The organism is Streptomyces sp. GC420 (assembly GCF_009916105.1).
Lineage (GTDB): Bacteria > Actinomycetota > Actinomycetes > Streptomycetales > Streptomycetaceae > Streptomyces.
Map to the genome: position 1 here is coordinate 1 of NZ_JAAAXQ010000068.1, position 26,554 is coordinate 26,554.

At 73.4% G+C, this 26,554-nt stretch carries 23 protein-coding genes, 1 tRNA gene and 4 pseudogenes; 13 read left to right on the top strand and 15 right to left on the bottom strand.

What is annotated here, in order from left to right:
- Window positions 1-29: 29 nt before the first annotated feature.
- From GUY61_RS11410 to GUY61_RS11420, 3 genes are all read right to left on the bottom strand, one after another.
- A complete protein-coding gene (locus GUY61_RS11410) occupies window positions 30-335 on the bottom strand; it encodes a DUF202 domain-containing protein (RefSeq protein ID WP_166629990.1) in 306 nt (101 codons plus the stop codon).
- Window positions 332-730, bottom strand: coding sequence for a DUF202 domain-containing protein (locus tag GUY61_RS11415; protein ID WP_166629991.1), 399 nt, complete (start codon window positions 728-730; stop codon window positions 332-334). Before GUY61_RS11415 ends, GUY61_RS11410 begins: the two co-directional genes overlap by 4 nt.
- Before the next feature lie 179 nt (window positions 731-909).
- Window positions 910-1,425 (bottom strand): NUDIX hydrolase, encoded by a 516-nt coding sequence (locus GUY61_RS11420; protein WP_208105835.1) that lies wholly within the window; start codon window positions 1,423-1,425, stop codon window positions 910-912.
- Between the two features lie 115 nt (window positions 1,426-1,540).
- Between GUY61_RS11420 and GUY61_RS11425 the strand changes: the two genes are divergently transcribed.
- The 6 genes from GUY61_RS11425 to GUY61_RS11450 all read left to right on the top strand — a co-directional run bounded on the left by GUY61_RS11425 (window position 1,541) and on the right by GUY61_RS11450 (window position 10,401).
- Window positions 1,541-3,196, top strand: coding sequence for an FAD-binding dehydrogenase (locus GUY61_RS11425; RefSeq protein WP_166629993.1), 1,656 nt, complete (start codon window positions 1,541-1,543; stop codon window positions 3,194-3,196).
- Window positions 3,197-4,232: 1,036 nt separating this feature from the next.
- The gene (locus tag GUY61_RS11430) at window positions 4,233-5,183 is read left to right on the top strand and encodes a hypothetical protein (protein ID WP_166629994.1); all 951 of its coding nucleotides are present in this window, start codon (window positions 4,233-4,235) and stop codon (window positions 5,181-5,183) included.
- Between the two features lie 45 nt (window positions 5,184-5,228).
- Entirely contained in the window at window positions 5,229-6,797 is a 1,569-nt protein-coding gene (locus GUY61_RS11435) for an APC family permease (protein ID WP_166629995.1), read from the top strand.
- Window positions 6,798-7,005: 208 nt separating this feature from the next.
- Complete coding sequence (locus tag GUY61_RS11440) at window positions 7,006-7,671, top strand: molybdopterin-dependent oxidoreductase (protein WP_166630008.1); 666 nt, start codon at window positions 7,006-7,008, stop codon at window positions 7,669-7,671.
- A gap of 154 nt (window positions 7,672-7,825) precedes the next feature.
- A complete protein-coding gene (locus tag GUY61_RS11445; protein ID WP_166630007.1) occupies window positions 7,826-8,443 on the top strand; it encodes a cytochrome b/b6 domain-containing protein in 618 nt (205 codons plus the stop codon).
- Between the two features lie 128 nt (window positions 8,444-8,571).
- Window positions 8,572-10,401: a long-chain fatty acid--CoA ligase gene (locus tag GUY61_RS11450; protein WP_166629996.1), complete on the top strand. Its 1,830-nt coding sequence runs from the start codon at window positions 8,572-8,574 to the stop codon at window positions 10,399-10,401.
- Window positions 10,402-10,440: 39 nt separating this feature from the next.
- On the opposite strand, the gene GUY61_RS11455 is transcribed toward GUY61_RS11450, so the two are convergent.
- Window positions 10,441-11,250: an MBL fold metallo-hydrolase gene (locus GUY61_RS11455; protein ID WP_313896622.1), complete on the bottom strand. Its 810-nt coding sequence runs from the start codon at window positions 11,248-11,250 to the stop codon at window positions 10,441-10,443.
- A gap of 279 nt (window positions 11,251-11,529) precedes the next feature.
- On the opposite strand from GUY61_RS11455, the gene GUY61_RS11460 reads away from it, so the two are divergent.
- Both GUY61_RS11460 and GUY61_RS11465 read left to right on the top strand, forming a co-directional pair.
- Window positions 11,530-12,825: an ATP-grasp domain-containing protein gene (locus GUY61_RS11460; protein ID WP_166629997.1), complete on the top strand. Its 1,296-nt coding sequence runs from the start codon at window positions 11,530-11,532 to the stop codon at window positions 12,823-12,825.
- A gap of 25 nt (window positions 12,826-12,850) precedes the next feature.
- Window positions 12,851-14,332: a membrane-associated oxidoreductase gene (locus tag GUY61_RS11465; protein ID WP_166629998.1), complete on the top strand. Its 1,482-nt coding sequence runs from the start codon at window positions 12,851-12,853 to the stop codon at window positions 14,330-14,332.
- Between the two features lie 27 nt (window positions 14,333-14,359).
- On the opposite strand, the gene GUY61_RS11470 is transcribed toward GUY61_RS11465, so the two are convergent.
- Complete coding sequence (locus tag GUY61_RS11470; RefSeq protein WP_166629999.1) at window positions 14,360-14,794, bottom strand: YchJ family protein; 435 nt, start codon at window positions 14,792-14,794, stop codon at window positions 14,360-14,362.
- Between the two features lie 34 nt (window positions 14,795-14,828).
- Between GUY61_RS11470 and GUY61_RS39155 the strand changes: the two genes are divergently transcribed.
- Together GUY61_RS39155 and GUY61_RS41820 are read left to right on the top strand one after the other, a co-directional pair.
- Window positions 14,829-14,975: a hypothetical protein gene (locus GUY61_RS39155; protein WP_208105837.1), complete on the top strand. Its 147-nt coding sequence runs from the start codon at window positions 14,829-14,831 to the stop codon at window positions 14,973-14,975.
- Between the two features lie 98 nt (window positions 14,976-15,073).
- A pseudogene (locus GUY61_RS41820) lies at window positions 15,074-15,242 on the top strand (ATP-binding cassette domain-containing protein); the annotation flags it as partial.
- Between the two features lie 208 nt (window positions 15,243-15,450).
- Here GUY61_RS41820 and ribA read toward each other — a convergent pair.
- Window positions 15,451-16,125, bottom strand: a complete 675-nt coding sequence (gene ribA, locus GUY61_RS11475; RefSeq protein WP_166630000.1) for a GTP cyclohydrolase II — start codon at window positions 16,123-16,125, stop codon at window positions 15,451-15,453.
- Window positions 16,126-16,224: 99 nt separating this feature from the next.
- Here ribA and GUY61_RS11480 point away from each other — a divergent pair, with 99 nt between their 5' ends.
- Both GUY61_RS11480 and GUY61_RS40060 read left to right on the top strand, forming a co-directional pair.
- On the top strand, window positions 16,225-16,983 hold the full coding sequence (locus GUY61_RS11480) for a creatininase family protein (RefSeq protein ID WP_166630001.1): 759 nt from the start codon (window positions 16,225-16,227) through the stop codon (window positions 16,981-16,983).
- Window positions 16,980-17,618 (top strand): annotated as a pseudogene (locus tag GUY61_RS40060) (RibD family protein); the annotation flags it as partial. The gene GUY61_RS11480 and the pseudogene GUY61_RS40060, both read left to right, overlap by 4 nt.
- A 171-nt stretch (window positions 17,619-17,789) precedes the next feature.
- Here the strand turns inward: GUY61_RS40060 and GUY61_RS40065 are convergent.
- From GUY61_RS40065 to GUY61_RS11505, 5 genes and pseudogenes are all read right to left on the bottom strand, one after another.
- A pseudogene (locus tag GUY61_RS40065) lies at window positions 17,790-18,752 on the bottom strand (lysylphosphatidylglycerol synthase transmembrane domain-containing protein); the annotation flags it as partial.
- Entirely contained in the window at window positions 18,752-19,672 is a 921-nt protein-coding gene (locus tag GUY61_RS11490; RefSeq protein WP_398955087.1) for an SAM-dependent methyltransferase, read from the bottom strand. The gene GUY61_RS11490 and the pseudogene GUY61_RS40065, both read right to left, overlap by 1 nt.
- Window positions 19,669-20,799, bottom strand: coding sequence for a glycosyltransferase family 4 protein (locus GUY61_RS11495; protein WP_166630010.1), 1,131 nt, complete (start codon window positions 20,797-20,799; stop codon window positions 19,669-19,671). The genes GUY61_RS11490 and GUY61_RS11495 overlap by 4 nt, the downstream gene beginning before the upstream one ends.
- Before the next feature lie 2 nt (window positions 20,800-20,801).
- Window positions 20,802-21,200, bottom strand: coding sequence for a 6-carboxytetrahydropterin synthase (locus tag GUY61_RS11500; RefSeq protein ID WP_166630012.1), 399 nt, complete (start codon window positions 21,198-21,200; stop codon window positions 20,802-20,804).
- Window positions 21,201-21,277: 77 nt separating this feature from the next.
- On the bottom strand, window positions 21,278-22,282 hold the full coding sequence (locus GUY61_RS11505) for a zinc-binding alcohol dehydrogenase (protein ID WP_166630003.1): 1,005 nt from the start codon (window positions 22,280-22,282) through the stop codon (window positions 21,278-21,280).
- 108 nt (window positions 22,283-22,390) lie between these two features.
- Here GUY61_RS11505 and GUY61_RS11510 point away from each other — a divergent pair, with 108 nt between their 5' ends.
- Window positions 22,391-23,227: a CDP-alcohol phosphatidyltransferase family protein gene (locus GUY61_RS11510; protein ID WP_166630004.1), complete on the top strand. Its 837-nt coding sequence runs from the start codon at window positions 22,391-22,393 to the stop codon at window positions 23,225-23,227.
- 180 nt (window positions 23,228-23,407) lie between these two features.
- On the opposite strand, the gene GUY61_RS11515 is transcribed toward GUY61_RS11510, so the two are convergent.
- The 4 genes and pseudogenes from GUY61_RS11515 to GUY61_RS11530 form a co-directional block, all read right to left on the bottom strand.
- Window positions 23,408-23,492: transfer RNA gene (locus GUY61_RS11515), tRNA-Leu, on the bottom strand.
- A 226-nt stretch (window positions 23,493-23,718) separates the two neighbouring features.
- A complete protein-coding gene (locus GUY61_RS11520) occupies window positions 23,719-24,810 on the bottom strand; it encodes a sugar phosphate isomerase/epimerase (protein WP_166630005.1) in 1,092 nt (363 codons plus the stop codon).
- 119 nt (window positions 24,811-24,929) lie between these two features.
- Window positions 24,930-26,345, bottom strand: coding sequence for a nucleotide pyrophosphatase/phosphodiesterase family protein (locus tag GUY61_RS11525; RefSeq protein WP_166630006.1), 1,416 nt, complete (start codon window positions 26,343-26,345; stop codon window positions 24,930-24,932).
- A pseudogene (locus tag GUY61_RS11530) lies at window positions 26,342-26,554 on the bottom strand (xylose isomerase); the annotation flags it as partial. The gene GUY61_RS11525 and the pseudogene GUY61_RS11530, both read right to left, overlap by 4 nt.

Below are 26,554 nucleotides of genomic sequence, written 5' to 3' on the forward strand. Positions count from 1 at the left end.
GTGCCCGCCCGCGGACCGTGGCCGCACCGTCAGAGGACCGCGGCCGCGAGGGCCGCGAACGCCACCGTGCAGACCGCGGCCGCGAGCGCGGCGCGCGGGGTCAGGGCCCCGGGCCTGGGGCTGTCCAGGCCCTCGATACGGCGGTGGGCCACCAGGAGGAAGGCCAGCCACAGCAGCGCGCCGAGTGCCACGCCCAGGACCCGCGGTGGGGTGAGCCCCTGGTGGGCCGCCTGCCGGACCGCGAGAACGGCGACGACCGTGACCGTCAGCGTCGTACGGCGCCAGGCGAGGCGGGTGCGCTCCGGCTGCAGCGCGGGATCCCGGACCGGCTTCACCCCGCACCGCCCCAGCCGAACAGCACGACGACCACCATCAGCGCCGCGACCAGGCTCACCACGAGGCTCAGCAGCACCGGGAAGCGGGACACCGGCAGGTCCTCGCCGTGCCGCATGGCCAGCTCGGTGCGCACCCAGTGGTTGACGGCCCGCAGCGCGCCGAGGGCGCCCGCCACGAGCAGGGCGACCGCCGTGCCGATCCGGGCGGGACCCCACAGGTCCGGCAGGAACTGGTCCACCGCGAAGCCGCCGCCGACGAGGGCGAGGGCGGTGCGGAGCCAGGCCAGGAAGGTGCGCTCGTTGGCGAGCGAGAAACGGTAGTCCGGTGTCTCCCCCTCCTCACGGATGCGCTCAGGGGCCAGCCACAGCCCCAGGGTCCGCCGCAGGTTGGTCACGACCGCACCTTACTCGCCCGCCGGGGGCGGGCCCGGGACGCGCCCCCGCGGGAGGCCCGCCCGGCCGGTCCCGGGCGGGAAGGGGCGGCACCGGGCCCGCCGGGATGCCCGGGCCCGCCGCCGGCGGGCTCTCCGGGCGGACCGGGGCGTTTGTGCCGGGGCTTGCCTTCCGGCGGGTGTCAGCCGCGTCCGGCCCGCCACTCCCGCAGCCGCCGGTACGCCTCCAGGCCGTCCGGCACCCACTCCCACTCGCCGAGCCGCGCCGCCAGCTCCTCCTCGGTCAGGAACGCGTGCCAGGCGATCTCCTCGGCCTGCGGGTCCACGGGCGGCTCGCAGCGCACCTCGTGGACCGCCGACCACCAGCTGTGCTCCCCGGTCTCGTAGAGGAACTTGAACAGCGGCACGGGCGCCGGCAGCCCCCGCACGCCCAGTTCCTCCTCCGCCTCGCGCAGCGCCGCCGCCTCGTAGGACTCGCCGGCCCCGACGACACCGCCCACGAACATGTCGTACAGCGAGGGGAAGACCAGCTTGGCCGCCGTCCTGCGGTGCACGAAGATCCGGTCCTCGGCGTCGCGCGCCAGGACGAAGACGCAGCGGTGGCGCAGCCGGCGCGCGTAGCTGTCGGCGCGCCGGGCCTGCCCGACGACCCGGTCCTGTTCGTCGACGATGTCCAGAAGTTCGTCAGCGGAGCCCATGGCGGCCATCCAACCAGGCCCTGAAGCCCGTCGGCGAGACTCGTTGACGGTGGGGGCGTCAGCCTCCAAGATCTCACTCACCGGTAACCGGGCGGCCGCACGAAGGACGGACACCATGGCCTACGACGCAGACGTGATAGTGATCGGCGCGGGCCTCGCGGGTCTTGCCGCCACCGCCGAACTCGTCGACGCGGGGAGAAGGGTGATCCTGCTCGACCAGGAGCCCGAGGCGTCGATCGGCGGCCAGGCGCACTGGTCGTTCGGCGGGCTGTTCTTCGTCGACTCGCCCGAGCAGCGGCGGTTGCGTATCAAGGACAGCAGGGAACTCGCCCTCCAGGACTGGATGGGCACGGCCGCCTTCGACCGCCCCGAGGACCACTGGCCGCGCAAGTGGGCCGAGGCGTACGTCGACTTCGCGTGCGGCGAGAAGCGGGCCTGGCTCCACGCCCTGGGCGTGCGCTTCTTCCCCGTGGTCGGCTGGGCCGAACGCGGCGGCTACGACGCCAACGGGCACGGCAACTCCGTGCCCCGGTTCCACATCACCTGGGGGACGGGACCCGGACTGGTCGAGCCCTTCGAGCGGCGCGTGCGGGCCGGGGCCGCCAGGGGCCTCGTGCAGCTCCGGTTCCGGCACCGGGTCACCGGGCTCGCGCGCAGCGCGGGCGCCGTCGACACCGTCAGCGGCGAGATCCTGGAACCCTCCGAGGCCGAACGGGGCACCGCCAGCAGTCGCACCGTCACCGGGCACTTCGAGTACCGTGCCCAGGCGGTCCTGGTCACCTCCGGCGGCATCGGCGGCAACCACGAACTGGTGCGGGCCAACTGGCCCGAGCGGCTCGGAACGCCCCCGGAGCGGATGCTCTCCGGTGTGCCCGCGCACGTCGACGGGCTGATGCTCGGCATCGCGGAGGCGGCCGGCGGGCACCTCGTCAACCGCGACCGGATGTGGCACTACACCGAGGGCATCGAGAACTGGAACCCCATCTGGGACAAGCACGGCATCCGCATCCTGCCCGGCCCCTCCTCCCTCTGGCTCGACGCCCGAGGCAGGCGCCTGCCGGTGCCGCTCTTCCCCGGGTTCGACACGCTCGGGACGCTGGAACACATCATGAGGACCGGCTACGACCACACGTGGTTCGTCCTCGACCAGAAGATCATCGGCAAGGAGTTCGCGCTCTCCGGCTCCGAGCAGAACCCGGACCTCACGGGCAGGTCCGTCCGTGACGTCATCGGGCGCGCCCGCGCCGAAGTCCCGGTGCCCGTCAAGGCGTTCATGGACCACGGCGCCGACTTCGTCGTGGAGAAGGACCTGGGCGCGCTGGTGCGGGGCATGAACGCCGTCACGAAGGAGGCGCTCATCGACGAGGCGGAACTGCGCCGCGAGATCACCGCCAGGGACCGGGAGATCGCCAACCCCTTCACCAAGGACCTCCAGGTGACGGCGATGCGCGGGGCCCGCAGGTTCCTCGGCGACCGGCTCATCCGCACGGCCGCGCCGCACCGCATCCTCGACCCGAAGGCCGGTCCGCTGATCGCCGTACGCCTCAACATCCTGACCCGCAAGACGCTCGGCGGCCTGGAGACCGACCTGTCCTCCCGCGTCCTCACGGAGAGCGGGGACCCGCTGCCCGGTGTGTACGCGGCGGGCGAGGCGGCGGGCTTCGGCGGCGGAGGCGTCCACGGCTACCGCTCCCTCGAAGGCACCTTCCTCGGCGGCTGCCTCTTCTCGGGCCGCGCGGCGGGCCGCGCCGCCGCGGCCGCGGTCTCCTGACCGCCCGACCCGGTCCTGCCGCCCGGCCGAGCCCGGCCCGCGCACGCGGCGCCCCGCGCAGGCGCCGTCGGACCCGGTGCCGCCCCGGCGCGGCCCGCGTGCTGTCCCGCCCCGGCCCGTGCGCCGCTTTGCCCCGCGGCCGGCCCGTCCGGAGCGTTCGCGCGAGGGAGGGCCGGTCATGGCGCTGTCCCCCGAGACGCGGGGGCGGCAACCGAACCCGCGTGCTTTGCCTCGGTGGCGCCGCCCGGCGGCTGGGCAGCCTGACGCGCCGCATCAGGAGTGAGCCGGCGAGCGGCCGGGCTTGACCCGGCGGAGATCGAGCTGGTCCTGGCCGCCGCACTGGGACCGCCGGGTGCGGAACGCCGTGACAGCCGGCGAAGGTGCTGTGACGGTCAGCGTCAGAAGTGGCGCCCATCTCGGACAGCGGTACGGGGAGCGCGGCTCGCTCGCCTTCGACCTGGAGCGCCTCGACGAGCTGCGGTTCCACGACCACACCGAGCGCGGCGCTCCGAGCCGAGGGCCGGGCCGCCGTGCCGGGCGTGGTCGGTACCGCTGTCGGACCGGCCGAGTGCCGGGCGGCGGTGTGGGTGTGCTCGGAGCCGGGTGGGGAAGGGCTGTCCGGCGGCGCGGGCCGGGGCCTCGGCCGCGCGGTCGGCGACCGTCCGGCGAGGCTGTTGACTCGGTCACAGTCGTCTCCGGCCGTCGCGGGTGCCGGTGACGGCGTACGGTCCGGCGGCGCGGACGGCTCTCCGGACCGGCTCTCCGGACGGCTTTCCGGGCGGTCGGCCGGGTGAGCGGCCCGGTCACCGGGATCCCGGCGCACGCCGGGCGCGCGCGCCGCGCCGCACGGGCCCGCGGACGGGCTGCCGGGGGGCACCCCGTGCTTACTCGTGCCAGCCTCAACTCCCCACCCCGGGCAAGCGCTTGTGTGTGCCGGCACCGGGTGTTCGGCCTTGACTCGGAGCCGTGCCTACCGCTTTGCTGTGCGTGATCATTCCGTACCTTTCCGTTTCGCGCCGTGGAGGATGTCCCGCGGATGCCCCCACCTCCGCCTCCCCTCGGACGCTCCCGCAACAGGGACGCCCTGTCATTCGACCCGGCTCTCGACGACGCCGAACTCGCCTCCGTGCGCGAGGCTCTGGCCCAGGGACGCTGGACGAAGGCACGCACCCTCCTCGCGGAGACCGGTGACGACTGGGACCGCCGGGGACACCGGCTCGTGGTCCTGGCGGAACCCGGCACCACCGCCGCCTGGGCCCAGGACTGGCAGATCGCCGAGCCCGAGAGCGTGGACGCGGCGTCGCTGCACGCCTTCGCCACGGTCTTCCGCGCGATCCGGGGCAAGGCGCCGGTCGAGCGGGCCCAGGACGCCTGCCGGACCGTCGCCAAGCTGGTCCCCGACGACCCCAGCCCCTGGCTCGGACTGCTGCTGCTCGCCCGGACTCTGGGCACCGAGGAAGAGGTCACCCAGCTCTTCGACGAGGTCCGCATCCGCCATCCCGAGCACCACCACGCGCACCACCTGATCGCGGCCAGGCTCGCCGAGCGCCGGCCCGACGCGGGGCAGGACCCGATGCACGAGGTGTACGACTTCGCGGCCTGGGCGGCCGAGCAGGCGCCCGCCGACTCGCCGCTGGCCGTCCTGCCGGTGATCGCCCACGCCGAGCGCTACCGGGTGCTGGCCGCGGCAGGCCTGGAACCGAAGAACCCCGCGGCCTCCGCCCACTGGACGGGCCGCAGGGCCCGCCAGGTGATGCGGCGCGCCTTCGACTGGTGGCTCGAGTGGGAGCGCGAGGACCATCCGCGCAACCGCATCGACCTCAACTTCCTCGCGCATGCCAAGTTCTGCGCGGACCGCCCCGCGGAGGCCGCCGCCCTTTTCCACCGCATCGGCCCGCACGCGACCCGCGCGCCCTGGTCCTACCCGGACCGCGACCCCCTCAAGGCTTTCCGTGCCGCGCGCAGCGCCGCGCTCGGTTCGGTGTAGACGCCCGGTACACCCACACCCCCATCCGGAAGGACCAACCCGGCCATGAAGACGGGAAGTTCGAGCGAGACCAGCACGAACGCGAGCGCCGGCCCAGCCGGCGCGACCGGCACGATCAACACCTTCAAGGGCCAGGACAGGGCCCTGCGGGCCGACCGCATCGGCACGGCGGGCCTCCTGCTCTCGGTGCTCGCCGCGACCGCCCCGCTCATGGTCGTGGCGGGTGTCATGCCCACCACATTCGGTGTCATGGGGATGGAGGGGCTGCCGCTGCTCTTCATCATCCTCGGCGCCGTCCTGACGCTGTTCAGCGTCGGCTACGCCGAGATGAGCCGGCACGTCCACAACGCCGGCGCCTTCTACGCGTACATCGCGCGCGGCCTCGGCGGCACCGCGGGCGCCGGCGCCTCCTTCGTCGCCATGGTCGCGTACAGCGCCATGCAGGTCGGCATCTACGGCATCCTCGGCTTCGAGGTGTCCGGCCTCCTCGCCACCTACCTCGACACGACCGTCGCCTGGTGGATACCCGCCCTGACGGGCGTCGCCGTCACCGGCGTGCTGGGCTGGCTCAAGATCGACCTCAACGCCAGGGTCCTCGGTGTACTGCTGCTCATCGAGTGCGTGCTCGTCGTCATCTTCGACGTCGCCGCCGTCGCCGACCCCGCGAAGGAGGGCCTGTCGCTGCACGCCTTCGACCCGGGCACCCTGACCGGCGCCGGCCTCGGCACCGCGCTCTGCTTCTCCATCGCAGCCTTCGTCGGCTTCGAGCAGGCCCCCGTCTACGCCGAGGAGACCAGCCGCCCGCACCTGGTCGTCTCCCGGGTGATGTTCCTCGCCGTCGGCTTCGTCGCCTTCTTCTTCGCGCTCAGCTCCTGGGCGCTGACCGTCGCCGCGGGCCCCTCCTCGATCGTCGGGCAGTCCGCGGAACAGGGACCCGGCCTGCTGTTCTCCCTCACCGAGAGCCGGCTGGGCGCCACCTTCACCGACGTGCTGCACATCCTCTTCGTCACCGGCATGTTCGCCGCGATGATCAGCTTCCACAACGTCGTCGCCCGCTACGCCTTCGCCATGGGCCGCGAGGGCCTGCTGCCCGCCGCCTTCGGCCGTACGAACAGAGCCACCGGCGCCCCCGCCACCGGCTCGCTGCTCCAGACCGCCATCGCCACCGTCGTCGTCCTCGCCTTCGCGATCACCGACGACAAGCCCGCCGGCGACCCCACCGCGCCCGTCCTGCACCTGTTCACCTGGATGGGCAACGTCGGCGCGCTCGGCATCATCCTGCTGATGGCCGGCGCCTCCGTCGCGATCATCGCCTTCTTCGTGCGCCGGGGGGCCGCCACCGCCCAGATCTGGCGGATCACCGCCTCCGGCCTCGCCGCCCTCGCCCTCCTGGTGATCGCCGGCTACACCGTCAAGGACTTCGACGTCCTGGTCGGCTCGGGACCCGGCTCCGCGCTGAACTGGGTGCTGCCCGGCGTCATCGGTCTCGCCCTCGTCGCCGGCCTCGTCTACGGGGTGGTGCTGCGCCGCACCAGGCCCGAGGCGCACGCCCGCATCGGCCTGGGCAACGAGGCGTTCCAGCTGGAGAAGGCCGCGGAGGGCGGCGCCCTCTGACGGGGCGGGCGGCCGCGCCCGACCCCCGAGTCTGAAGCGCGCGCCCGACCCCCGAATCTGAAGAAAGTCTGACGGAAACCCCCGGTCGCTCGCTCCACGGCGGCCGGGGTGTTTCGATCGAAGGGTGAACCAGAAGCCAGACACGGACCCGGCGCACGGCGCGCCCGGCGGGCGGGGCACGCCGGTCGGCCGCCGCGTGATCCTCGGCATGCTCGGCCTCGGCGCCGCGGGGGTCGCCACGGCGCCGTACCTCCAGCGCGGCCTGGAGAGCGCCCTGGGCGCGGCCTCGCAGAAGGACCCCACCGGGCTCACCGGACTGCTGCCGAACGGCGGCGGCTTCCGCTACTACTCGGTCGCCGCCTCGGTGCCGCACCGCGACGCGGGCTCCTACCGGCTCAGGATCGACGGACTCGTCGACCGGCCCGCCACTTACACCCTCGACCGGCTGCGCGCCCTGCCGCAGCGGCGGATCGTGCGCGACGTGCAGTGCGTCACCGGCTGGCGGGTCCCCGAAACGCCCTTCGAGGGAGTGGTGCTCTCCGACCTCCTCGACGCGGCGGGCGTCCGGCCCGAGGCCCGTGCCATCCGCTTCACCTGCTTCGACGGCACGTACAGCGAGAGCCTCACTCTCTCCCAGGCCCGCCGGGACGACGTCCTCGTGGCCCTGCGCATGCGGGACAAGGACATCGCCCATGCCCACGGCGGGCCGGTGCGCCTCTATGTCGCGCCGATGTACTTCTACAAGTCCGCGAAGTGGCTCTCCGGAATCACCCTGACCCGCGAGGTCGACCCCGGCTACTGGGAGGAACGCGGCTACGACACCGACGCGTGGGTGGGACGGTCGAACGGACGTGACGATGCGCCCACCGTCTGACCCCGCGACGCCCGCGACGCCCGCGACGCCCGCGACGCCCGCGACGCCCGCGACGCCCGCGACGCCCGCGACGCCCGCGACGCCCGCGACGCCCGCGACGCCCGCGACGCCCGCGACGCCCGCGACGGCTCGGCCCGGCGCGCGCGGCGCCCTCCTGCGCCGCTTCACCCGCGCGGAACGGTGGGTGCACCGGACCAGCGCCGCACTGACCGGACTGTGCGTCGCCACCGCCGCGTGCCTGTACGTCCCGCAGTTCGCCGAACTCGTCGGCCGCCGCCACCTCGTCGTCACCCTCCACGAGTGGTCCGGGCTGCTGCTCCCCGTACCGCTGCTGCTCGGCCTGGCCTCCCGCGCGCTGCGCGCCGACCTGCGCCGCCTGGGCCGGTTCGGGCCGCACGACCGGCGGTGGCTGCGCGCCGCGGTGCACCGCGACCGGCGTCAGGAGGCCCGCCCCGCCGGGAAGTTCAACGCCGGGCAGAAGCTGTACGCCTCCTGGATCGCGGGCGCGGCCCTGGTGATGCTCGGCACCGGCCTGCTGATGTGGTTCACCGGTCTCACACCGCTGGTGTGGCGTACCGGCGCCACCTTCGTGCACGACTGGCTCGCCCTCGCCATCGGCATCGTCCTCGCCGGGCACATCGGAATGGCCCTCGCCGACCCGGCGGCGCGGCGCGGCATGCGGACCGGCAGCGTCGAGCGGTCCTGGGCGGAGCGCGAACATCCGCTATGGGAACGGGAGTTTGAGGAGCGGCCCCGTACCGAGGACCTCTGAAACCCCCCGTGGTAACAGAACGGTCGCTTCTGGCGGATAGCTGTGCAGTCCTCCTCCACGGCAGGTAGTTTTCGCTGGCAGTCGCCCAGCGACCATGGGGCGCGCAGAGACGTCAGAAGGGGGCCGTCATGCGGGAGATGAGCCTTCCACGGGTGGTGGAACCGCCTCAGTGGGGAGGGCTTGCCGACTCCGTCTACGAGACGGCCGAGCGTACGCCCGACCTCGTGCAGATGGCCCGTCGCCCGGGGCACGACCCGAACGAATGGGTGCCCGTCACCGCGGCCGAGTTCCGCGACCGGGTCCTGGCCGTGGCCAAGGGACTGCTGGCCCACGGCATCCGCTTCGGCGACCGGGTCGCGCTGATGTCCCGCACCCGCGAGGAGTGGACGGTGCTCGCGTACGCCCTGTGGTCCCTCGGCGCCCAGGTCGTTCCCGTCTACCCGACCGCCTCCACCGACCAGCTCTCCTGGATCCTGCACGACGCCGAGGTCACGGCCATCGTCGTCGAGAACGAGGAACAGGTCATGACCGTGGGTGCCGCCGGCGACCCCACGGCCGGCCTGGTGCGCATATGGCAGATGGACAACGGCTGCCTGGACCAGCTCGCCGCCCAGGGGTACGGCGTCGAGGACGACGCCGTCCGCCAGCACCGCATGGCCGTCCAGCCCGACCAGACGGCGGCGATCTGCTACACCTCCGGAACGACGGGACGCCCCAAGGGCTGCCTGATCACCCACGGCAATCTGATGTACGAGTGCGACTCCCTGCTCGCCGACTGGGGCCACATCCTTGCCGCGCCCGGCGAACAGCCCTCCGTGCTCGCCTTCCTGCCCGTCGCCCACTGCTACGGCATCATGGTCGTCGTCGGCTGTGTGCGCGGCGGCGTCATTCTCGGCCACCAGCCCGACCTGTCCCCGCACGCGCTGCTGCCGGCCCTCGCCTCCTTCCGGCCGACGTCCGTGTACGCCGTGCCGTACATCTTCGAGAAGATCTACGACAAGGCCCGCCGGGCGGCCGAGGCCGACGGCCACGTCCGGCTCTTCGACCGGGCGGCGCAGACGGCCATGCGCTACGCCGAGGCGCTGGAGGCCCGCACCAGCGGGACCGGTCCCGGCCCCGGACCGGCCCTGCGCATGAAGCACAAGGTCTACGACCGGCTCGTCTACGGCAAGATCCGCGACGTGCTCGGCGGCCGCGTCCGCAACGCCGTCTCCGGCGGCTCCACACTCTCCCGGCAGCTCGGGCTGTTCTTCGCCGGGGCGGGCATCACCCTCTACAACGGCTACGGCCTCACCGAGACCACCGCCGCCGTCACCGCCCAGCCCGTCGACGCACCCCGCTTCGGCACGGTCGGCAGACCGCTGCCCGGATGCACCGTGCACATCGCCAGGGACGGCGAGGTGTGGGTCCGCGGCGACGTCGTCTTCGCCGGCTACCTCAACAACCCCAAGGCCACCGAGGCGGTCCTGCACGACGGCTGGTTCGCCACCGGCGACCTCGGCCACCTCGACGACGACGGGTATCTCGTCATCACCGGCCGCAAGAAGGACATCATCATCACCAGCGGCGGCAAGAGCCTGTCCCCGCTCACCCTGGAGGAACAGCTCCGCCAGCACCCGCTGATCTCGCAGTGCCTGGTCGTCGGCGACGACCGGCCCTACGTCGCGGCCCTGATCACCCTGGACCCGGAGGCCCTGCACCACTGGCAGCAGCTCCAGGGCCGGACACCGGCCGCGCCCGAGGCGCTGGCCGACGACGAGGACCTGCGCGCCCAGATACGGCGCGCGGTCAACCGGGCCAACACCAAGGTGTCACGCGCCGAGTCGATCCGCGCGTTCCGCATCCTGCCGCACGAGTTCAGCATGGCGCACGGGCACATGACGCCCTCGATGAAGCTCAGACGCGGCGCCATCGTCAGCGCGTACGCCCAGGACATAGCCAGGCTGTACGCGCAGTGAGCCGGTCCCGGGGGCTCCCGGGACCCCTCCCCGGGCCCCTCAGCGGCTCCCGGGCAGCGCCGTGAACGGCTCGGGGAAGTGCGCGGTGGCCAGGACCCCGCCGCTCGCCGCCAGCGCCTCCAGCACCGCCTGCCGGGTCGCCGTGGCCCGCTCCCGGTCCTCGTCGTAGAGATAGGCCGCCGTCGGGTCGGCGAGCTGCACCGGGTGGTGCAGCACGTCACCCGCGACCAGCAGCGCGCCGTCCCCGACCCGCACCGACTGGTGACCGGGAGTGTGGCCCGGGGTGTGCACCGTCTCCACCCCGGCGGCCAGCGCCCGCACACCGTCCACCACGTCCAGGCAGCCCGCCTTCCGCAGCGGTTCGACGACCGCCTCGGCCAGCGGTGATCCGGCGCGCGCCACCCAGTCCAGCTCGGCCCGCTGCACGACGTACCGGGCGTTGGGGAAGGCGGGGGAGACACCGTCGGCGGCCAGACTGCCCGAGACGTGGTCGCTGTGCAGATGGGTGAGCACCACGGCGTCCACCTCGTCCGGCTCCGTGCCGGCCGCCGCCAGCTCTGCGGCGAGCCGCCCCGGCACCGGCGCCCAGCTCGCGGCGGGGGAGTCCAGGGGCCCGACCCCGGTGTCCACCAGGACCGTGCGCCCGGCGGGGTCCCGCAGCAGGAAGCAGTGGAAGTGCAGCACCCAGCCGTCCTGCGGGGCATGGCCGCAGGGGCCGCTCCACACCGGATGACCGGGCCCGCCGAAGAGTTCGCCGAGCGGCCGGGCGAGCGCCTCGCCCATGGGTCCTACGGCGTCGCACAGCGGAACGACCTCCACGTCCGCGACCGACCGCGAGGGATACGGCACGAGTTCCTCCCCAGGATTGCCCAATCATTAACACACTCGTATCAAGAAGCCCCCGCGAGGCCTCTATGATCGCTCCTAGCGCTTCCGGCCCGGATCGGTCTCCAACGCCCCCGTCCGCACGCCGACGCGGCGCGCCCTCACTCCACAACGCGGCCCGGCCGGGCCGACCTCTCCCGGCCCAGCCGTACCCAAAGCCGTACCCGCACCACAGTCGTACCCGCACACCGCCGCACGCCGGCACCTCCGCGCATCCCGCGCCCGGAACGAAAGGCACCACGCATGGACAACCGCGTACGCGTCTGGCTCAATCGAACGTACGCGGAGAACGTGTTCTTCATCGAGCAGCTGCGCCATAATCCGCAGCGCAGAGCGGTGCACGTCCATGCCAGCCACACGGATCCCGACTCGCCGGTGCTGATGGCCGCGGACGAGGCCACCCTCGAACCCGAGGGCCTCACCCCGTCCGCCTACGTCGAATACGCCCTCGACCACTGTGCCCGGCACGGCATCGACGTCTTCGTACCGCGGCTGAACCAGGCCGCCGTCGCCGCACACCGGGCCGATTTCGCCGAGACCGGCACGACGGTGCTCTCGCCGCCGGCCGGGGCCATCTCCGTCTTCGAGGACAAGATCCCGGCCTACGAGGCCCTCGCCGCGGCCGGATTCCCGGTGCCGCGGTGGTGGCGGGTGAGCACCGAGGAGGAACTGCTCGCCGCGGTCGGGGAGATCGAGAGCGAAGGCGGGAAGGCCTGCCTGAAGCCCGCGTCGGGAGCGGGCGGTGAGGGCTTCCGGATCATCACGCGCCAGCCGTTCTCCATGCTCCACCTGACCGGGTACGTCTCGCCGTACGTCCCGCTCGACCTGGTCCTCCAGGCACTGCGCGGCGCCCGGGAACCCGTCCAGTGGATCGTCATGCCGTACCTCTCCTCGCCGGAGGTGTCGGTGGACTGTCTCACCGGTCCCGACGGGCGGGTCAGGCTCGCCGTGGCGCGCACCAAGAACGGGCGGAGGCGCGGATTCTCGCTCGACCCGGCGTGGCTGGAGCCCGCCCGGGGGGTCGCCGAGCACTTCGGACTGCACTACCTGACGAACATTCAGTTCCGGATGCTGGGTGAGCGGCCGGTCCTCCTGGACATCAACACCCGGGCCGCCGGGGGACTGCACCAGCTCTCGCTGTGCGGGGTCAACGCGCCCTGGGCAGCGCTGCGGCTCGCCCTCGGCGAGGAGACCGGCGACCTCACCCCGGACTTCCTCGGGCCCGACTACGCCGTCGTGGCGAGTCCGTGCCCGGTGCGCCCCGTGGGCGCGGCGCGCCGACGGCACGCCTCGGCCACCGGTGCGGCTCCCGCACAGGGTTCCTGCCCCGGACCGGTCCACGGCGCGGCTCCCGCGCACACCCCGGTCACCGCACACACCTCCATCACCGCGCACACCTCCGTCACCGCGCACGCCCCGGCTTCCGCGCACGGTGCGGCTCCGGTCCTTGCCGCGGGACCCGTGCGCGGCACCGGTCCCGCCCCCGCGCCGCTCGGCGCGCTGGAGAAGGCGCAGGCAGAGCCGGAGTTGACAGTCTGAGCCCACTCGCGGCACAGTCCGGGCGATGGAGATCGCCGACCTGACACCCGCGGAGCGCCGAGTGCGGCTGGCGTTCCCGCGGGGCGAGGGTGTCGACTTCCGCCAGGATCCCGAGGGCGGTGACCGGACGATACGCGCCGAAGTGCTGCGGGCACTGCTGCTCGGCGTCGCCCCGGCGGACGGCGAGATCGCCGGGCTGAAGGTCTGGGGCGCCCGGATCACCGGCGAACTGGACCTGATGTACGCCACCGTCGAACATCCTGTGCGGCTGCGGGAGTGCCACTTCGAGCAGGCTCCGAACCTGTACGGGGCGCAGCTGCGCCAAGTGGTCCTGCAGGACTCCGAACTACCGGGGCTGAACGCGGGCTCGGCCCGCTTCGAGGGCGTCCTGCGCCTGACGTGCTCGCGAATAACGGGCCCCGTGCGCCTGGCCGGATCGAGGATCGCCGGGGCCTTCTTCGCCAACGGCACCGAACTGGGCGACCCGGCCCTCGCGGGCGACGGCGCGGGCGACGGCGGGGCGGACGGTTCGGCGCACGGGGAACCCGTCCTGCAGCTCAACCACGCCGACATAGGGACCGACGTGTGGGCCCCCGACCTGGTCGCCCACGGCCAGGTCCGGATGAACGGCGCCACCGTCGCCGGCGAGGTGAACCTCGACCACGCCCGGCTGAGCCTCCCCGGCGGCACCGCCCTGCACGCCGAGACCCTCACTGTCGGCACCGACCTGCGCGCGTACCGGCTGTGCGCACGCGGGAGGGTCAATCTGCGGGGCGCCAGGATAGGCGGCCAGCTCAACCTGAGCCGCGCCACGCTGTCCAACCCGGGCGGCGACGCGCTGCGCGCGAGCAGCTGCGTGGCGGGCGAACTGTGGCTGCGCGAGGCGGAGCCCGTCGAGGGCGCCGTCAACCTGCGGCGCGCCCAGTTCGACGTCCTGCACGTCCCGCCGGGGGCCTGGCCCCGGACCGTGAAGCTGGACGGCCTGACCTACCGCAGTCTCGTGCCGCATCTGCCGGCCGCGGAACGCCTCCCGGTGCTCGGCCGCGACGACGCCGGCTATGTGCCGCACTCCTACGAGCAACTGGCCGGGGCATACCGGGCGATCGGCGACGAGGCCGCCGCTCGCACCGTGCAGCTCGAGAAGCTGCGCCGCCACCGCGGCACGCTGCCCTGGTACGCCAGGGCATGGGGCTACCTCCAGGACGCGGCCGTCGGCTACGGCTTCCGCCCGATGCGCGCCACCGGCTGGCTGTCGGCCCTGCTGCTCACCGGGACGGTCGCCTTCGCGCTCGAGCGGCCGCAGCCGCTGAAGGCCGGTGAGGCCCCCGACTTCAACCCGGTCTTCTACACCCTCGACCTGCTGCTGCCGATCATCGACTTCGGGCAGGAACGCGCCTTCGCGCCCGAGGGCGCGCAGCAGTGGCTGTCGTACCTCCTGGTGGTCATGGGCTGGATCCTCGCCACCACGGTCGTGGCGGGCATCTCCCGCTCCCTCAGCCGACAGTAGCCGCCGCGGGGCGGCCGCGGCCGGGGCTCACGGCGTGACGTCCCCGTCGACATACACCCAGGCGCCCTCGTGGCGCGTGAACCGGCTGCGCTCGTGCATCGAGCCGGGACGTCCCCGGTCGGTGAAGCGGGCGCGGAAGGTGACGGTGCCCTCGGTGTGGAAGGCGCTGCCGCCGGTCGTCTCCAGGATGTCGAGGCCGGTCCAGCGGGGTGCGCCCTCGAAGCCGATCCCGGGCGGCCGGGTGTCCGGGTGCCAGGTGCGCAGCAGGTAGGCCGCGTCGCGCACGGCGTAGGCGCTGTAGCGGGAACGCATCAGCGCCTCGGCGGTCGGCGCCGGGGCCTGTCCGGTGTGGAAGCGCCGGCAGCACTCGCCGTACGGGGCGGTCCGCCCGCAGGGGCAGGGCGAGGTGGCGGAGACGGCGGCGGACGAGGGCCGGGGCCGTGAGGGCCTGCGAGATGGCATGGTCGAAACGTTACCCCCGGCGAATCTGCACACGATGCGAGGCCGGCGCACGGCACCCGGCCCCGCGCGGCGCCGGGCCGGGTGCCGTGTCTCCCCGGTCGTCGGCGAGGTCACCGGCATCGTCGGGTCCGCCACCGGCGTCGACACCGCCTGGGCCGCGAATCGGGTCGCCGGCCTCTGAGACGCTGCGTCCCGCCCCCTGGGGAGACACCGCCCGGGGCGCACAGGCGGTACGGGGGCGCCCGTCTTCACCCCCCCACCACGTCCTCGTGCCGCGTCTGCGGCAAGTTCACGCTGCTGCGGCTGCTGAACGGCTTCGAACGGCCGCTGTCCGGGAGCGTGCTCCACGACGGGAAGGACCTCGCGGCTCTCGACCGGTCCGCGGTGCGCCGCCAGTGCGGAGTGGTCCTCCTGCAGAACGCCCATCCGCCGACCGGGTCCGTCCTCCACTGGGTCCGCGGCGCGGTGGCGTTCATCCAGGAGGTGTGGGAGGCCGCCGCGCGGACCTGCTCGCCGAGACCGGCGGCCGACCGCACGAGCCGGTGTGCCGTCAGTTGCGCCGATCGCAGACGGCCCGGGCTCGGCCGGGCTGTGCCAGGGGCGGCGGGGGCGGCGGGCGGAACCGTGCAGTGCGCCCGCCGTGACCCGGCGTTATGTCAGGAACGCTCCGCCGCAGCACCGTTGAGGTGCGGCAGGTAGTGGTCCAGACGGTCCTTCTTCGTGCGCAGATAGGGCAGGTTCTCCTCGCAGGGCGGGATCAGCAGCGGCACCTGCTCGGCGATCTTGACTCCGTGCCGCAGCAACGCCTCGTGCTTGAGGGGGTTGTTCGACATCAGCCGCACCGAGCGCACCCCGAGGTCGTGCAGCATCTCAGCCGCGACCCGGTAGTCACGCGCGTCCACCGGCAGCCCGAGGGCGAGGTTCGCCTCGACCGTGTCCAGACCCTCCGCCTGAAGCTTCATGGCCCGCAGTTTGGCCAGCAGGCCGATGCCGCGCCCCTCGTGGCCCTGGAGGTAGACGAGAATCCCGTTCCCCTCCGCCACGATGGCCCGCAGCGCGGCGGACAGTTGCTCACCGCACTCGCAATGCCGCGATCCGAAGGCGTCCCCCGTCAGACACTCCGAATGCACACGGACCAGCACGCCCTCACGCTCCACATCGCCGTGGACGAGAGCTATTTGTTCTTCCCCGCTGTTTCGGTCCAGGTATCCGAAAGCGAGGAAATCGCCGTGCACAGTGGACAGCCGGACATTCACCACGCGTTCGACACCTGAAGCGAGAGCACCCGAAGTGCGAGCCCCGCCGTCGAACATCCCGTCACTTTCTGTCATGTCCCGACCCTATCTGGTACGTCGCGGCAACGTGCGCGAAAATGAGAAGGAGCAACAACTCGCCGACCAGTTCACCACGTTCGAAAGGCCGGGAAAAGCATGAGTACTTCTGGAGGCCGGCGCACGGCCCTGCCCGGCCTGCTGCCGCCGGACACGACGGCGGACGTCGGGGCCGCGGGGGCCCGCGTCGCCGTCCTCCCCGTCGGAAGCTTCGAGCAGCACGGAGCGTACCTTCCGCTGGTGACCGACACCGTCGTCGCCTGCGTCATCGCCCGGGAGGTCGCCGCGGCCCATCCCGTGCTGCACCTCCCGCCGTTGACGGTCTCCTGTTCCCACGAGCACGCCGACTGGCCCGGAACCGTCAGTATTTCCGCCACCACCCTGCACGCGATCGTGCGCGACATCGCCGGATCCCTCCACCGATCCGGCATCAAGTCCCTCATTCTGGTGAACGGGCACGGCGGAAATTACGTACTGCGCAACGTGGTTCAGGAATCCGCCGGCGGCGGCACCCGCATGGCGCTGTTCCCCGGCCCGGCCGACTGGGACACCGCACGAACCGAAGCGGGAGTGCTGACGCCGTCCCACAGCGATATGCACGCAGGCGAGTTGGAGACGTCCATCCTCCTGCACGCGCATCCCGAACTGGTCCGCGCCGGTTATGAGACCTCCGATTTCCTTGCCGATGACAGGAAACACCTCCTCACTCTCGGTATGTCCGCGTACACGGAGTCCGGCGTCATCGGCCGTCCTTCCGAAGCCTCCGCGGAGAAGGGAAAGAAACTCCTCGCCTCACTCGTCGATTCCTTCGGCGAGTACCTCGCACTGCTCGACCCGACGGCCCAGGAGGCCCCGTGACCGGCGTACTGCACACCGAAGAAGCCTGGGAGCGGCTGCGCGGCGTCCGCACCGACGACGACGCCGAAGCCGCCGGCCTCACCCGCGACGCGGACGGCTGCCACCGCTGGAGACGGCCCGCGTCGCCCGGCGCGCAGGCCCTCGCCGACCGCTACCTTCCGCTGTGCCTCGCCGGACCGCGCCTCGCCTTCGCCCAGCTCGGTCAGAGCCTGGACGGGTTCATCGCCACCCGCACCGGCGACGCCGACTACGTCACCGGCGAGGAGGACCGCCGTCATCTCCACCGGCTGCGCGCCCTCGCCGACGCGGTGCTCGTCGGCGCCGGCACCGCCGTCGCCGACGACCCCCAGCTGACCGTGCGCGCCTGCACCGGGGCCAACCCGGTGCGCGTGGTCCTCGACCCGCGGGGCCGGGTCCCCGCCCACCGGCGGGTGTTCACCGACCGGTCAGCACCCACCCTGTGGATCGTGGGCGCCGACGGCGACCACGTGCCGGACCCTCCGGACGGCGTCGACGTAATCGTCCTGCCGGACCGCTCCTCGTTCGCGCCCCGCAGCCTGGTGCGCACGCTGGCGCGCCGGGGCCTCGGCCGGGTACTCGTCGAGGGAGGCGGCGTCACGGTGTCGCGTTTCCTCCACGAGCAGGCGCTGCACCGCCTCTACGTCACCGTGGCACCGGTCCTTCTCGGTGACGGCGTCCCCGGCCTGCGCTTCGCCGGTACGCCGGTGATGCGGGAGGCGCTGCGTCCGCCGACGCGGCGCGCCGTCCTCGGCGAGGACACCCTGTTCGAACTCGACCTGCGGGCGCCGGAGTCCGGCGGCCCACTGGCCCGCCAGGACCAGCGCGCCGGGCAGGGCCGCGGCGAAGGCGAGCACTCCGTAGACCACCGCCACGGTCAGCCCCTGTGCCGCGCCGAGGCCCGCGGCGCCGAAGGCCCATGCGGTGACGCCCTCCCGGGGACCCCAGCCGCCGATGTTCAGCGGCAGCGCCATCGCGAGCAGGGCCAGCACCATCAGGGGCAGCAACTGGGCGGCCGGCGCGGTTGATCCGGCCGCGCGCGCGGCGACCAGGAACATGCCGAGATGGCCCGCCAGCACCACCACGGAGGACAGGAGCACCCCGGGCAGGGCCCGGCGCGTCAGGAGCCCGGCCCGGGCCTCGGCCGACATCGCGCGGACCGCGCGCCGCCACCGGGCCGTCCCGGGCCGGCGCGCGGCGGGCCGCCGGGCCGACCGCACCGCCACGGCGATCGCGAGGGCGATGGCCAGGGCGGCCGGCACGGCGAGCAGCAGCACGGCGGCCGGGGCGGGGCCTGCCAGGGAGTGCACCGGCGCCAGGGACACCGGCGGGTCGGCCAGCAGCACCGCGGCGCCGGCCACGATCAGCACCACCTGTCCCGCTGTGCGCTCCAGGACGACGGCGCGCACCCCCCGGCCGAGATCGCCCGCGCCCTGCCCGTGCCGCACGGCGCGGTGCACGTCGCCGAGCACACCGCCGGGCAGCGCCGCGTTCAGGAACAGCGCCCGGTAATAGTCGGCGACGGCCCGGCCCAGCGGCAGCCGGATGCGCAGCCCGCCCGCCACCAGGCACCAGCGCCAGGCGCTGAACACCGTGGTCAGCAGGCCGATGCCGAGGGCCGCGAGCAGCGTCGCGCCGTCGATCCTGCGCAGACCGTCCAGGAACGCCCCGGTACCGAGGCGCCACACCAGCGCGGTGAGGATGGCCGCTCCGGCCAGCATGCCCAGCCGCGACCTGATCGCCCGGGCCATCACGCCGCCCCTTCCGCCGGCCGGGGCAGCGCCAGCAGATCGCTGTGGTGCACGACCACGCGCAGCCCGCCCGCCGCGCACTGCGCGAGCCTGCGGTCCAGGTACTCCCCGGCGTCCGGCGCCAGCTCCGGACACTGCTCCACGGCGGCACCGACCCAGCCGCGCAGCCACTGCGCGGTCAGCGCCGACGCCTCGGCGCCGAGCCGCCACGGGCTGGCGTGCAGCCGTACCGTCGCACCGTGCCGCGCGAAGACCTCCGCCGCCACCGTGACGGCGTCGGGACCCAGCAGCGCGCCGCGCCGCTGGTGGGCGTTGAAGGCGTCGGCGATCGCGGCGTCCATCGGGTCGCCGGGCATGAGGTCGACCCGGCCGGCCACCGACAGCGCCAGCAGCGCGGGGCACCCGGCACCGGCGCAGGCGGCGGCCAGCCCCTCGACCTCCTCGGCGGTGAGCACGTCCAGCAGCGCGGACGCCGTCACCAGTGAGGCACCGGCGAGGTCCGCCGCGCCCAGCGCGGACAGCTCGCCGTGCTCCACGGCGACAGTGACGGCGCTGCCGTCGGCGGCGGTGCGCGGTGTCTGCGCCGCGGCCAGGCCGAGCAGCCGCGGGTCGTGGTCGTGCAGCACCCAGTGCTGTGGTCCGTCCAGCCGCGGCGCCAGCCAGCGTCCCATGGAGCCCGTGCCGCACCCCAGGTCGTGGACGACGTGCGGCCGATCGGCGTGCCGCCCGAGGAACTCGCTCAGCGGGCCCAGGAGTTCGGTGGCCCGCGCCGCGGCGTCGGCGCCCTCGCGCAGCTCCAGCCACTCGGGGGCGTACTGCGGTGCGCCGGTGGTCTCGGTGCCGGTGGTGCCGGTACCGGTGCTGGTGCTGGTGGTCACGGTGCCGGTGTCCTCGCCCGTGCCGGTGCCGGTCGTGCTCACAGCGGCCTCCGGGGTGCCCGCCGGAGGTCCTCGAGCACCCCGCCGACGCTGCGCGCCGTCGTCGCCCAGCCGTCCAGCGAGGCACGGCGCCCGCGCGCGGCCGCCTTCAGCCGGTTGCGCAGCCCCGGATCGCCGAACCAGCGGCGCAGCGCCGCCGCCAGCGCCACCGGATCCTCCGGCGGTACGAGCAGGCCGGGCACGGTGCCGTCGGGCGCGTGACCGAGGGCCTCGGGGAGCCCGCCGACCTCCGTCGCCAGCACCGGAACGCCGCGCGCCAGGGCCTCGGTGACGGCCATGCCGTACGTCTCCGCGGAGGAGGGGAGCACCAGCAGATCGGCGGCGGCGTAACTGGCGTCGAGTTCGGCGCCGGCCCGCGGACCCGTCAGCGTCAGCCGGTCACCGAGCCCCCGCTTCCCGATCAGCTCGCGCAGCCGGGCCACATACGCGGGGTCCTGGCCGAGCCCGCCGACGCACACGCAGTCGCAGGGCTGGTCGGCGATCCCGGCAAGGGCCTCCACCAGCAGGTGCTGGCCCTTGCGCGGGGTGACCGAGGCGACGCACAGCAGCCGGGAGACCCCGTTGGTGCCCGAGGCCAGGGGCGCGATGTCCGCGCCGGGGGCCGCGACACGGACCCGGCCGGGTGCCAGCCCGTGGTGGGCGACCAGCCGGCGGGCGGCCCAGGCGCTGGTCGCCACGACCGCGGACACGGCCCGCAGGACGCTGCGCTCCCGGGCGTCGAGCTCCGCCGCCAGGGCGGGCGCCAGCCCCGTCTCGTCTCCCAGCGGCAGGTGCACGAGCACCGCCAGGCGCAGCCGTGCCGCCTCCGGCACGACGATCTCCGGTACGCCGCAGGCGACGAGCCCGTCGAGCAGGACGACGGTGCCGTCGGGCAACTGCGCCAGGGTGCGGGCCAGTTCCCGGCGTGCGGCGGCGCCCGGCCGCGGCCAGGCGCCGGGCACGGCGTGCCGGTGCACCTGCCAGCCGAAGCCGGGCAGGTCCAGGCAGACCCTGCGATCGTAGGTGTTGCCGCCGCTGGGCGCGGCGGGATCGTCGACGCCCCCCGGCATCACGAAGTGCATCGAGCGCAGGGAGGTCGGGATGATGTCGGGCCTGTCCACCGTCTGCATGGTCACAGCGCACGCTCATAACTCGCCCAGGCGACATGCGACTCGTGCAGGGTGACCGTGATCCCGGCCAGCCCCCGGGCGCCCTCGCCCAGCTTGCCGGCGTGCACCCGGTCGGCGAGGCGGTCGGCGACCACCTTGGCGAGGAACTCGGTGGAGGTGTTGATACCGGCGAAATCCTCCTCGTCGTCCAGATTGCGGTAGTTCAGCTCGCCGACGATCGCGCCGAGCTCTCGGGTCGCCAGTCCGATGTCGACGACGATGTTGTCGTCGTCCAGCTCCGGACGGCGGAAGGTGGCATCCACGAGGAACGTCGCTCCGTGCAGGCGCTGCGCCGGACCGAAGACCTCCCCGCGGAAACTGTGGGCGATCATGAGGTGATCGCGGACGGTGATGCTGAACAACGGGCGACCCTCCAGGTGCGGCACGTCGGGCCCCTGACGGGGCATGTCGTGTAGTACGGCCGGTCCGTCACCCGTGTTCAGGGGTGCGTCGCCGAATCACCGGCCGGGTCGTACAGAACGCGGTGGCAGAGCAGACCGGGGACCTCTCCGGCGGCGATCCGCGGCATCACCTGCGGCAGTTCCCCGAACGCGCACTCACCGGTGATGAGCGCGTCGAACGCGGGGTCGGCCAGCAGCGTGAGGGCGAGCGCAAGCCGGTCGGCGTAGGTCCTGCTCGCACGCCGGGCGGGGGAGACGGCCCCCACCTGGCTGCTGCGCACCACCAGTCGGCGTGAGTGGAAGGCCTCGCCCAGCGGCAGTGCGACCCGCCGGTCGCCGTACCAGCTCAGTTCGACGACCGTGCCCTCGGGGCGGAGGAGTTCCAGCGAACGCGTGAGTCCCTCCTCGGTGGCGCTGGCGTGCACGACGAGGTCGCAGTCGCCCTCGGCCTCGCCGGGCAGCGCGAAGTCGACGCCGAGCGCCCGCGCGGTCGCCTCGCGCGCCGGGTCCGCGTCGACCAACTGCACGCGCACGGCCGGGTACCGGGCCAGCAGCGCGGCGACGCAGGAGCCGACCATGCCCGCGCCGACCACGGCGATCCGGTCGCCGATCAGCGGCGCGGCGTCCCACAGCGCGTTCACGGCGGTCTCCACCGTCCCCGCCAGCACGGCCCTTCCGGCGGGCACGCCGTCCGGCACCGGGGTCACGGCGCTCGCCGGGACGACGTACCGCGTCTGGTGCGGGAAGAGGCAGAAGACCGTACGGCCGGCCAGCCCCCCGGGCCCCTCCTCGACGACGCCCACGTTGAGGTAGCCGTACTTGACGGGTGCGGGGAACTCGCCCTCCTGGAACGGGGCCCGCATCTCGGCGTACTGACTCTCCGGCACCCCGCCGCGGAACACCAGCGACTCCGTGCCGCGGCTCACCCCGGAACACAGGGTGCGCACCACGACGTCGCCGTCACCGGGCTCGGGCAGGACCACCTCGCGTATCTCGCCCCGGCCCGGTGAGCTGAGCCAGAAGGCACGGGCCGCGTGGCGCATCGGCATTCTCCTGAACGATCGGGCGACGCTTCACGTACTGATCGACACGAAGCCGCGAACACGCTACGCGGCGTTGATCGAATCTGCCACACAGCCGGAGGGTTCACGGTGGCCCTGAACAACACGTACGACACGAGGCTGTTCCGGCAGGAGACAGTCTTCGGCGCGGGTGCGCAGCTGCTCCTGCTGGCCGTGCTCGGCGCGGCCATCGGCCTCGGACCCGCGGGATGGCTGACCGGTGTCGCTTTCACCGCGGCGACCTGGGCGGTGCTGGACCGCGCACTGAGCCGCTGCTGGCTGAGTTCCTTCGGCCCGGCCAACCGCGTCACCCTCGCCAGGGCCACGCTCGTCGGGGGTGTGACCGCGCTGGTCGCCGACTCCTTCGAGAGCCCTCCGCCGGTCACGGTCCTGGTCGCGCTCACCGCGGTGGCGCTCGTCCTCGACGCGGTGGACGGCCGGGTCGCGCGCCGCACCGGGACCTCCTCGGCCCTGGGAGCCCGCTTCGACATGGAGGTCGACGCCTTCCTCATCCTGGTGCTCAGCGTCCATGTCGCCACCTCGCTGGGGCCCTGGGTGCTGTGCATCGGCGTCATGCGCTACGCCTTCGTCGCGGCGGCGCGGGTGCTGCCGTGGCTGCGCGCGCCGCTGCCGCCGAGCCACGCCCGCAAGACCGTCGCGGCCCTCCAGGGGATCGCGCTGCTGGCGGCGGCCCCCGGGGTCCTGCCGCGTCCGCCGGCGTTCGCGGCGGTCCTGCTGGCGCTCGGCCTGCTCGTCTGGTCGTTCGGGCGGGACGTGCGGTGGCTGTGGAAACAGGAGACCCTGCGCGAGCGGGCGCTGCGGGAGCCCGCCCTGGGGGAGACGGTCCTGCGGCAGGTGCTGCCCGGTGAGGATCTCGGCGCACCCCCCGTCCGGCGCGCGGAACCGGAGACGGCCGCATCGGCGTGATGCGGGCCGGGTGCCCGGCGTCCGGCGCCCGCCTGGTGCCCGGCGTCCCGGCACGGGCGCAGCGGCAGCGTCCCGCGCCGCGGGTCCGCTCCGGCGCCGCGCCCGGTCCGCCCGGGGGAGGGCACTGCTTGTTCCGGGGAAACGCGGAAGACCCCTGGCTCGCCAGGGGTCTTCCCTCTGTGTCCGAGGGGGGACTTGAACCCCCACGCCCGATAAAGGGCACTAGCACCTCAAGCTAGCGCGTCTGCCATTCCGCCACCCGGACAAGGTTGCTCCGCGGTGTTGGCCGCGGCGACAGACACAACAATACCAAGGAATGAGAGTGCCTTTCACCTGCGTATCGACGCGGGGCATAAGCTGAGCTTATGCCTGAGCGCCGGGGACCCGGTGGGGGCTCCGAGGGCCGCCGCGGGAAGGCCGCAGGCCGCGGGTCCGGGACGGCGAACCGGACCTGCGGCCCATCGGCCGCCGGGCACCCGCGGCCGGTCCGGTCAGCAGCCCCCGTCGCGCAGGGAGTGCAGGTGGTCACTGGACTTCCGCGCGAAGAGGAAGGAGTCCGCCGGGTTGTCGTGCTCCGCCTGCCAGTGGTGGTAGCGACGGCCGCCGTGAGGCCTGGTGACCGCGGACATGAACCTCCGGTAGTCGATGTCGCCGTCCCCCACATCCACCATGCGGTAGCCGTCGCGGACGGAGTCGTCGCGTTCGCCGTCCTTGACGTGGAACAGCGGGTAGCGGTGCGGCTGCCGCAGTACGTAGTCGAGGGGTTCGAAGGGCGCGGGGGTTCCGTCGGCGCGCCTGCCGAAGCGGAACTGTCCCGCGTAGGCCCAGTAGACGTCCATCTCCAGGTAGACCAGACCCGGGTCGGTCTCCGCGAGCAGTACGTCGTAGAGGCGCACGTCGGGGCGGTCGCTCGCGAACGAGAACTCCTCGGCGTGGTTGTGCTGGTAGAACTTCATGCCGCGCTTCTTCGCCTCGGCGCCGTACTGGTTGAACTCCTCGGCGCAGCGCTTCCAGCCGTCGACGGTGTCGCCGTAGCGCCAGGGGCCGGAGGCGGTGCCGATGTGCTTGAGGCCGAGGGCTTCGGCGTCGTCGAGGACCTTGCTGAGGTTCTGCGCGAAGGTGTAGGCGGCGGGGTCGTCGGCGTAGTAGCCGACGTGGCTGCCGATGGGGTTCAGCCCGTGGTCGCGGGCGAGGCGTCTGAGCCGGGCGAGGGAGATGGCGCCCGCGGAGCCCTGGGTGTAGCCGGCGAACTCGATCTCGTCGTAGCCGTAGCGCTCCAGCTCGGCGAAGACGGGGGCGAAGCCGAGTGTGGAGACCTTGTCGCGGAGGCTGTAGAGCTGGATTCCGAGGCGGCCGGGGGGCAGCACGGGACGGCCCCGGCCGGTGCCCCTGCTCCGGTCGGCGGTGCTCCGGTCGGCGGTGCCGGGCGAACCCGCCGGGCCTGTTGTGGTGGCCGCGGCGGCGGGGACGGCGGCCGCGCCGAGGAGCGTGGCGGCGGTGGCGCCCGCGGCCACACCGAGCATGCCGCGTCTGCTGAGTCTGCGTGCGAGTTCCTCGTCGGCCGGGGTGTGTTTGCGGCTCATGGCGGTGTCTCCTGGTCCTTGCGTCGACTGGGCGGGGGTCGTGCGGTCAGGGATCTGTTCGAGCCGGTTCCGGGTGGGAGTCCGGGTGATCCCCGATGCTGAGGTGACCTACCGCTGATTCACTTGGTCTCGGCGATACCGGCGAGGTGAAGCAGCAGGGCTTTCACTTCGGTCGCGGCGACGCGGCCGTTCACGGCATGGGGGGTGGAGCAGATGAGGACCGGTCCTTCGGTCTCCTTCTCGGGAAGGCGCCCGTGGCTGCCCCGAATAGGCGAGGGGTCGAGCGGTACGACCGCCATGCGGTAGCGCATGCCGAGTTTCTTGCGCGCGAGCGCCTTGGCCGCCTTGACCTTCACATAGGGATCGAGCGGGTCCATGAAGAGTTCGGCGGGGTCGTAGCCGGGTTTGCGGTGGATCTCGACGAGGCGCGCGAAGTCGGGGGCGCGGTCGTCGTCGAGCCAGTAGTAGTACGTGAACCAGGCGTCGGGCTCGGCGAGGGCGACCAGTTCCCCGGAGCGGGGGTGGTCCAGGCCGTGCCGCTTCTTGCCCCGGTCGTCCAGGATCTCGTCGATGCCGGCCAGGCCTTCGAGGGCCGTACGGGCCTCCGCCAGGTCCTCTTCCCGGCGGACGTAGATGTGGGCGAGTTGGTGGTCGGCGACGGCGAAGGCCCGCGAGGCGGCCGGGTCGAGGTACTCCATGCCGTCCTGCGTGTGGACCTCGAGGAGCCCGGCGCGGCGCAGGGCGCGGTTGATGTCGACGGGCCGGCCGACCCGGGTGATGCCGTACTCGGAGAGCGCGACGACGGTGCGGCCCTCCCGGGCGGCATCGTCGAGGAGGGGTGCGAGTGCGGCGTCGAAGTCGGCGGCGGCCCGGTGTGAGCGCGGGTCGTCGGGGCCGAAGCGCTGGAGGTCGTAGTCGAGATGAGGGAGGTAGCACAGGGTGAGGTCGGGGCGGCGGGTGCGCATGATGTGCCGGGAGGCGTCGATGATCCACTGTGAGGAAACCAGGTCGGCGCCCGGGCCCCAGAAGTGGAAGAGGGGGAAGGTTCCGAATTTCCCGGTGAGTTCGTCGTGGAGCTGCGGGGGCCTGGTGTAGCAGTCGGGTTCCTTCCGGCCGTCGGCGTAGTAGACGGGGCGGGGGGTGACGGTGATGTCGGTGTCGGCGCCCATCGCGTACCACCAGCAGATGTTCGCGACCGTGTAGCCGGGGTGGGCGCGGCGGGCGGCGTCCCAGAGCCTCTCTCCGCCGACAAGGGCGTTGTTCTGGCGCCACAGCAGGACCTCGCCGAGGTCGCGGAAGTACCAGCCGTTGCCGACGATGCCGTGCTCCGCGGGCAGGGTGCCGGTCAGGAAGGTCGACTGGGCGGCGCAGGTGACGGCGGGCAGGACGGTGCCGAGGGCGGCTTGTGAGCCGGAGGCGGCGAGGGCCGTCAGGTGCGGCATGTGGGTGAGGAGGCCGGGGGTGAGGCCGACGACGTCGAGGACGAGAAGCGGAGTGGGCCGCCGGGCCCGGTCCGGTGCGGGGGTGGTGGTCATGGCAGTTCCTTGAGACCGAGGTCGGTCAGCAGGTCGCGTGCGAGGGCGAGTTCGGCCGCGATGCCCTCGGTGAGCTGGGTGCGGGTACGGGGGCGCAGTTCGGCCGGCAGGGCCTGCCAGGTGTAGGTCTCGACCTCCAGGTGGCGGGTGAGCGGTCCGGGCCCGCCGACGAGGACGCCGAGTGCCTCGCGCAGGACGGGGAGGGTGGA

Excerpts from the sequence above, each read along its gene's own strand:
- GUY61_RS11420 (WP_208105835.1), bottom strand. The coding sequence starts at position 1,425 with ATGGGCTCCGCTGACGAACTTCTGGACATCGTCGACGAACAGGACCGG.
- ribA (WP_166630000.1), bottom strand. The coding sequence starts at position 16,125 with ATGACAGAAAGTGACGGGATGTTCGACGGCGGGGCTCGCACTTCGGGT.
- GUY61_RS11435 (WP_166629995.1), top strand. The coding sequence starts at position 5,229 with ATGAAGACGGGAAGTTCGAGCGAGACCAGCACGAACGCGAGCGCCGGC.
- GUY61_RS11440 (WP_166630008.1), top strand. The coding sequence starts at position 7,006 with ATGCTCGGCCTCGGCGCCGCGGGGGTCGCCACGGCGCCGTACCTCCAG.
- GUY61_RS11480 (WP_166630001.1), top strand. The coding sequence starts at position 16,225 with ATGAGTACTTCTGGAGGCCGGCGCACGGCCCTGCCCGGCCTGCTGCCG.
- GUY61_RS11450 (WP_166629996.1), top strand. The coding sequence starts at position 8,572 with ATGCGGGAGATGAGCCTTCCACGGGTGGTGGAACCGCCTCAGTGGGGA.
- GUY61_RS11430 (WP_166629994.1), top strand. The coding sequence starts at position 4,233 with ATGCCCCCACCTCCGCCTCCCCTCGGACGCTCCCGCAACAGGGACGCC.
- GUY61_RS11495 (WP_166630010.1), bottom strand. The coding sequence starts at position 20,799 with ATGCAGACGGTGGACAGGCCCGACATCATCCCGACCTCCCTGCGCTCG.
- GUY61_RS39155 (WP_208105837.1), top strand. The coding sequence starts at position 14,829 with ATGCGAGGCCGGCGCACGGCACCCGGCCCCGCGCGGCGCCGGGCCGGG.
- GUY61_RS11505 (WP_166630003.1), bottom strand. The coding sequence starts at position 22,282 with ATGCGCCACGCGGCCCGTGCCTTCTGGCTCAGCTCACCGGGCCGGGGC.
- GUY61_RS11520 (WP_166630005.1), bottom strand. The coding sequence starts at position 24,810 with ATGAGCCGCAAACACACCCCGGCCGACGAGGAACTCGCACGCAGACTC.
- GUY61_RS11460 (WP_166629997.1), top strand. The coding sequence starts at position 11,530 with ATGGACAACCGCGTACGCGTCTGGCTCAATCGAACGTACGCGGAGAAC.
- GUY61_RS11470 (WP_166629999.1), bottom strand. The coding sequence starts at position 14,794 with ATGCCATCTCGCAGGCCCTCACGGCCCCGGCCCTCGTCCGCCGCCGTC.
- GUY61_RS11425 (WP_166629993.1), top strand. The coding sequence starts at position 1,541 with ATGGCCTACGACGCAGACGTGATAGTGATCGGCGCGGGCCTCGCGGGT.
- GUY61_RS11465 (WP_166629998.1), top strand. The coding sequence starts at position 12,851 with ATGGAGATCGCCGACCTGACACCCGCGGAGCGCCGAGTGCGGCTGGCG.
- GUY61_RS11525 (WP_166630006.1), bottom strand. The coding sequence starts at position 26,345 with ATGACCACCACCCCCGCACCGGACCGGGCCCGGCGGCCCACTCCGCTT.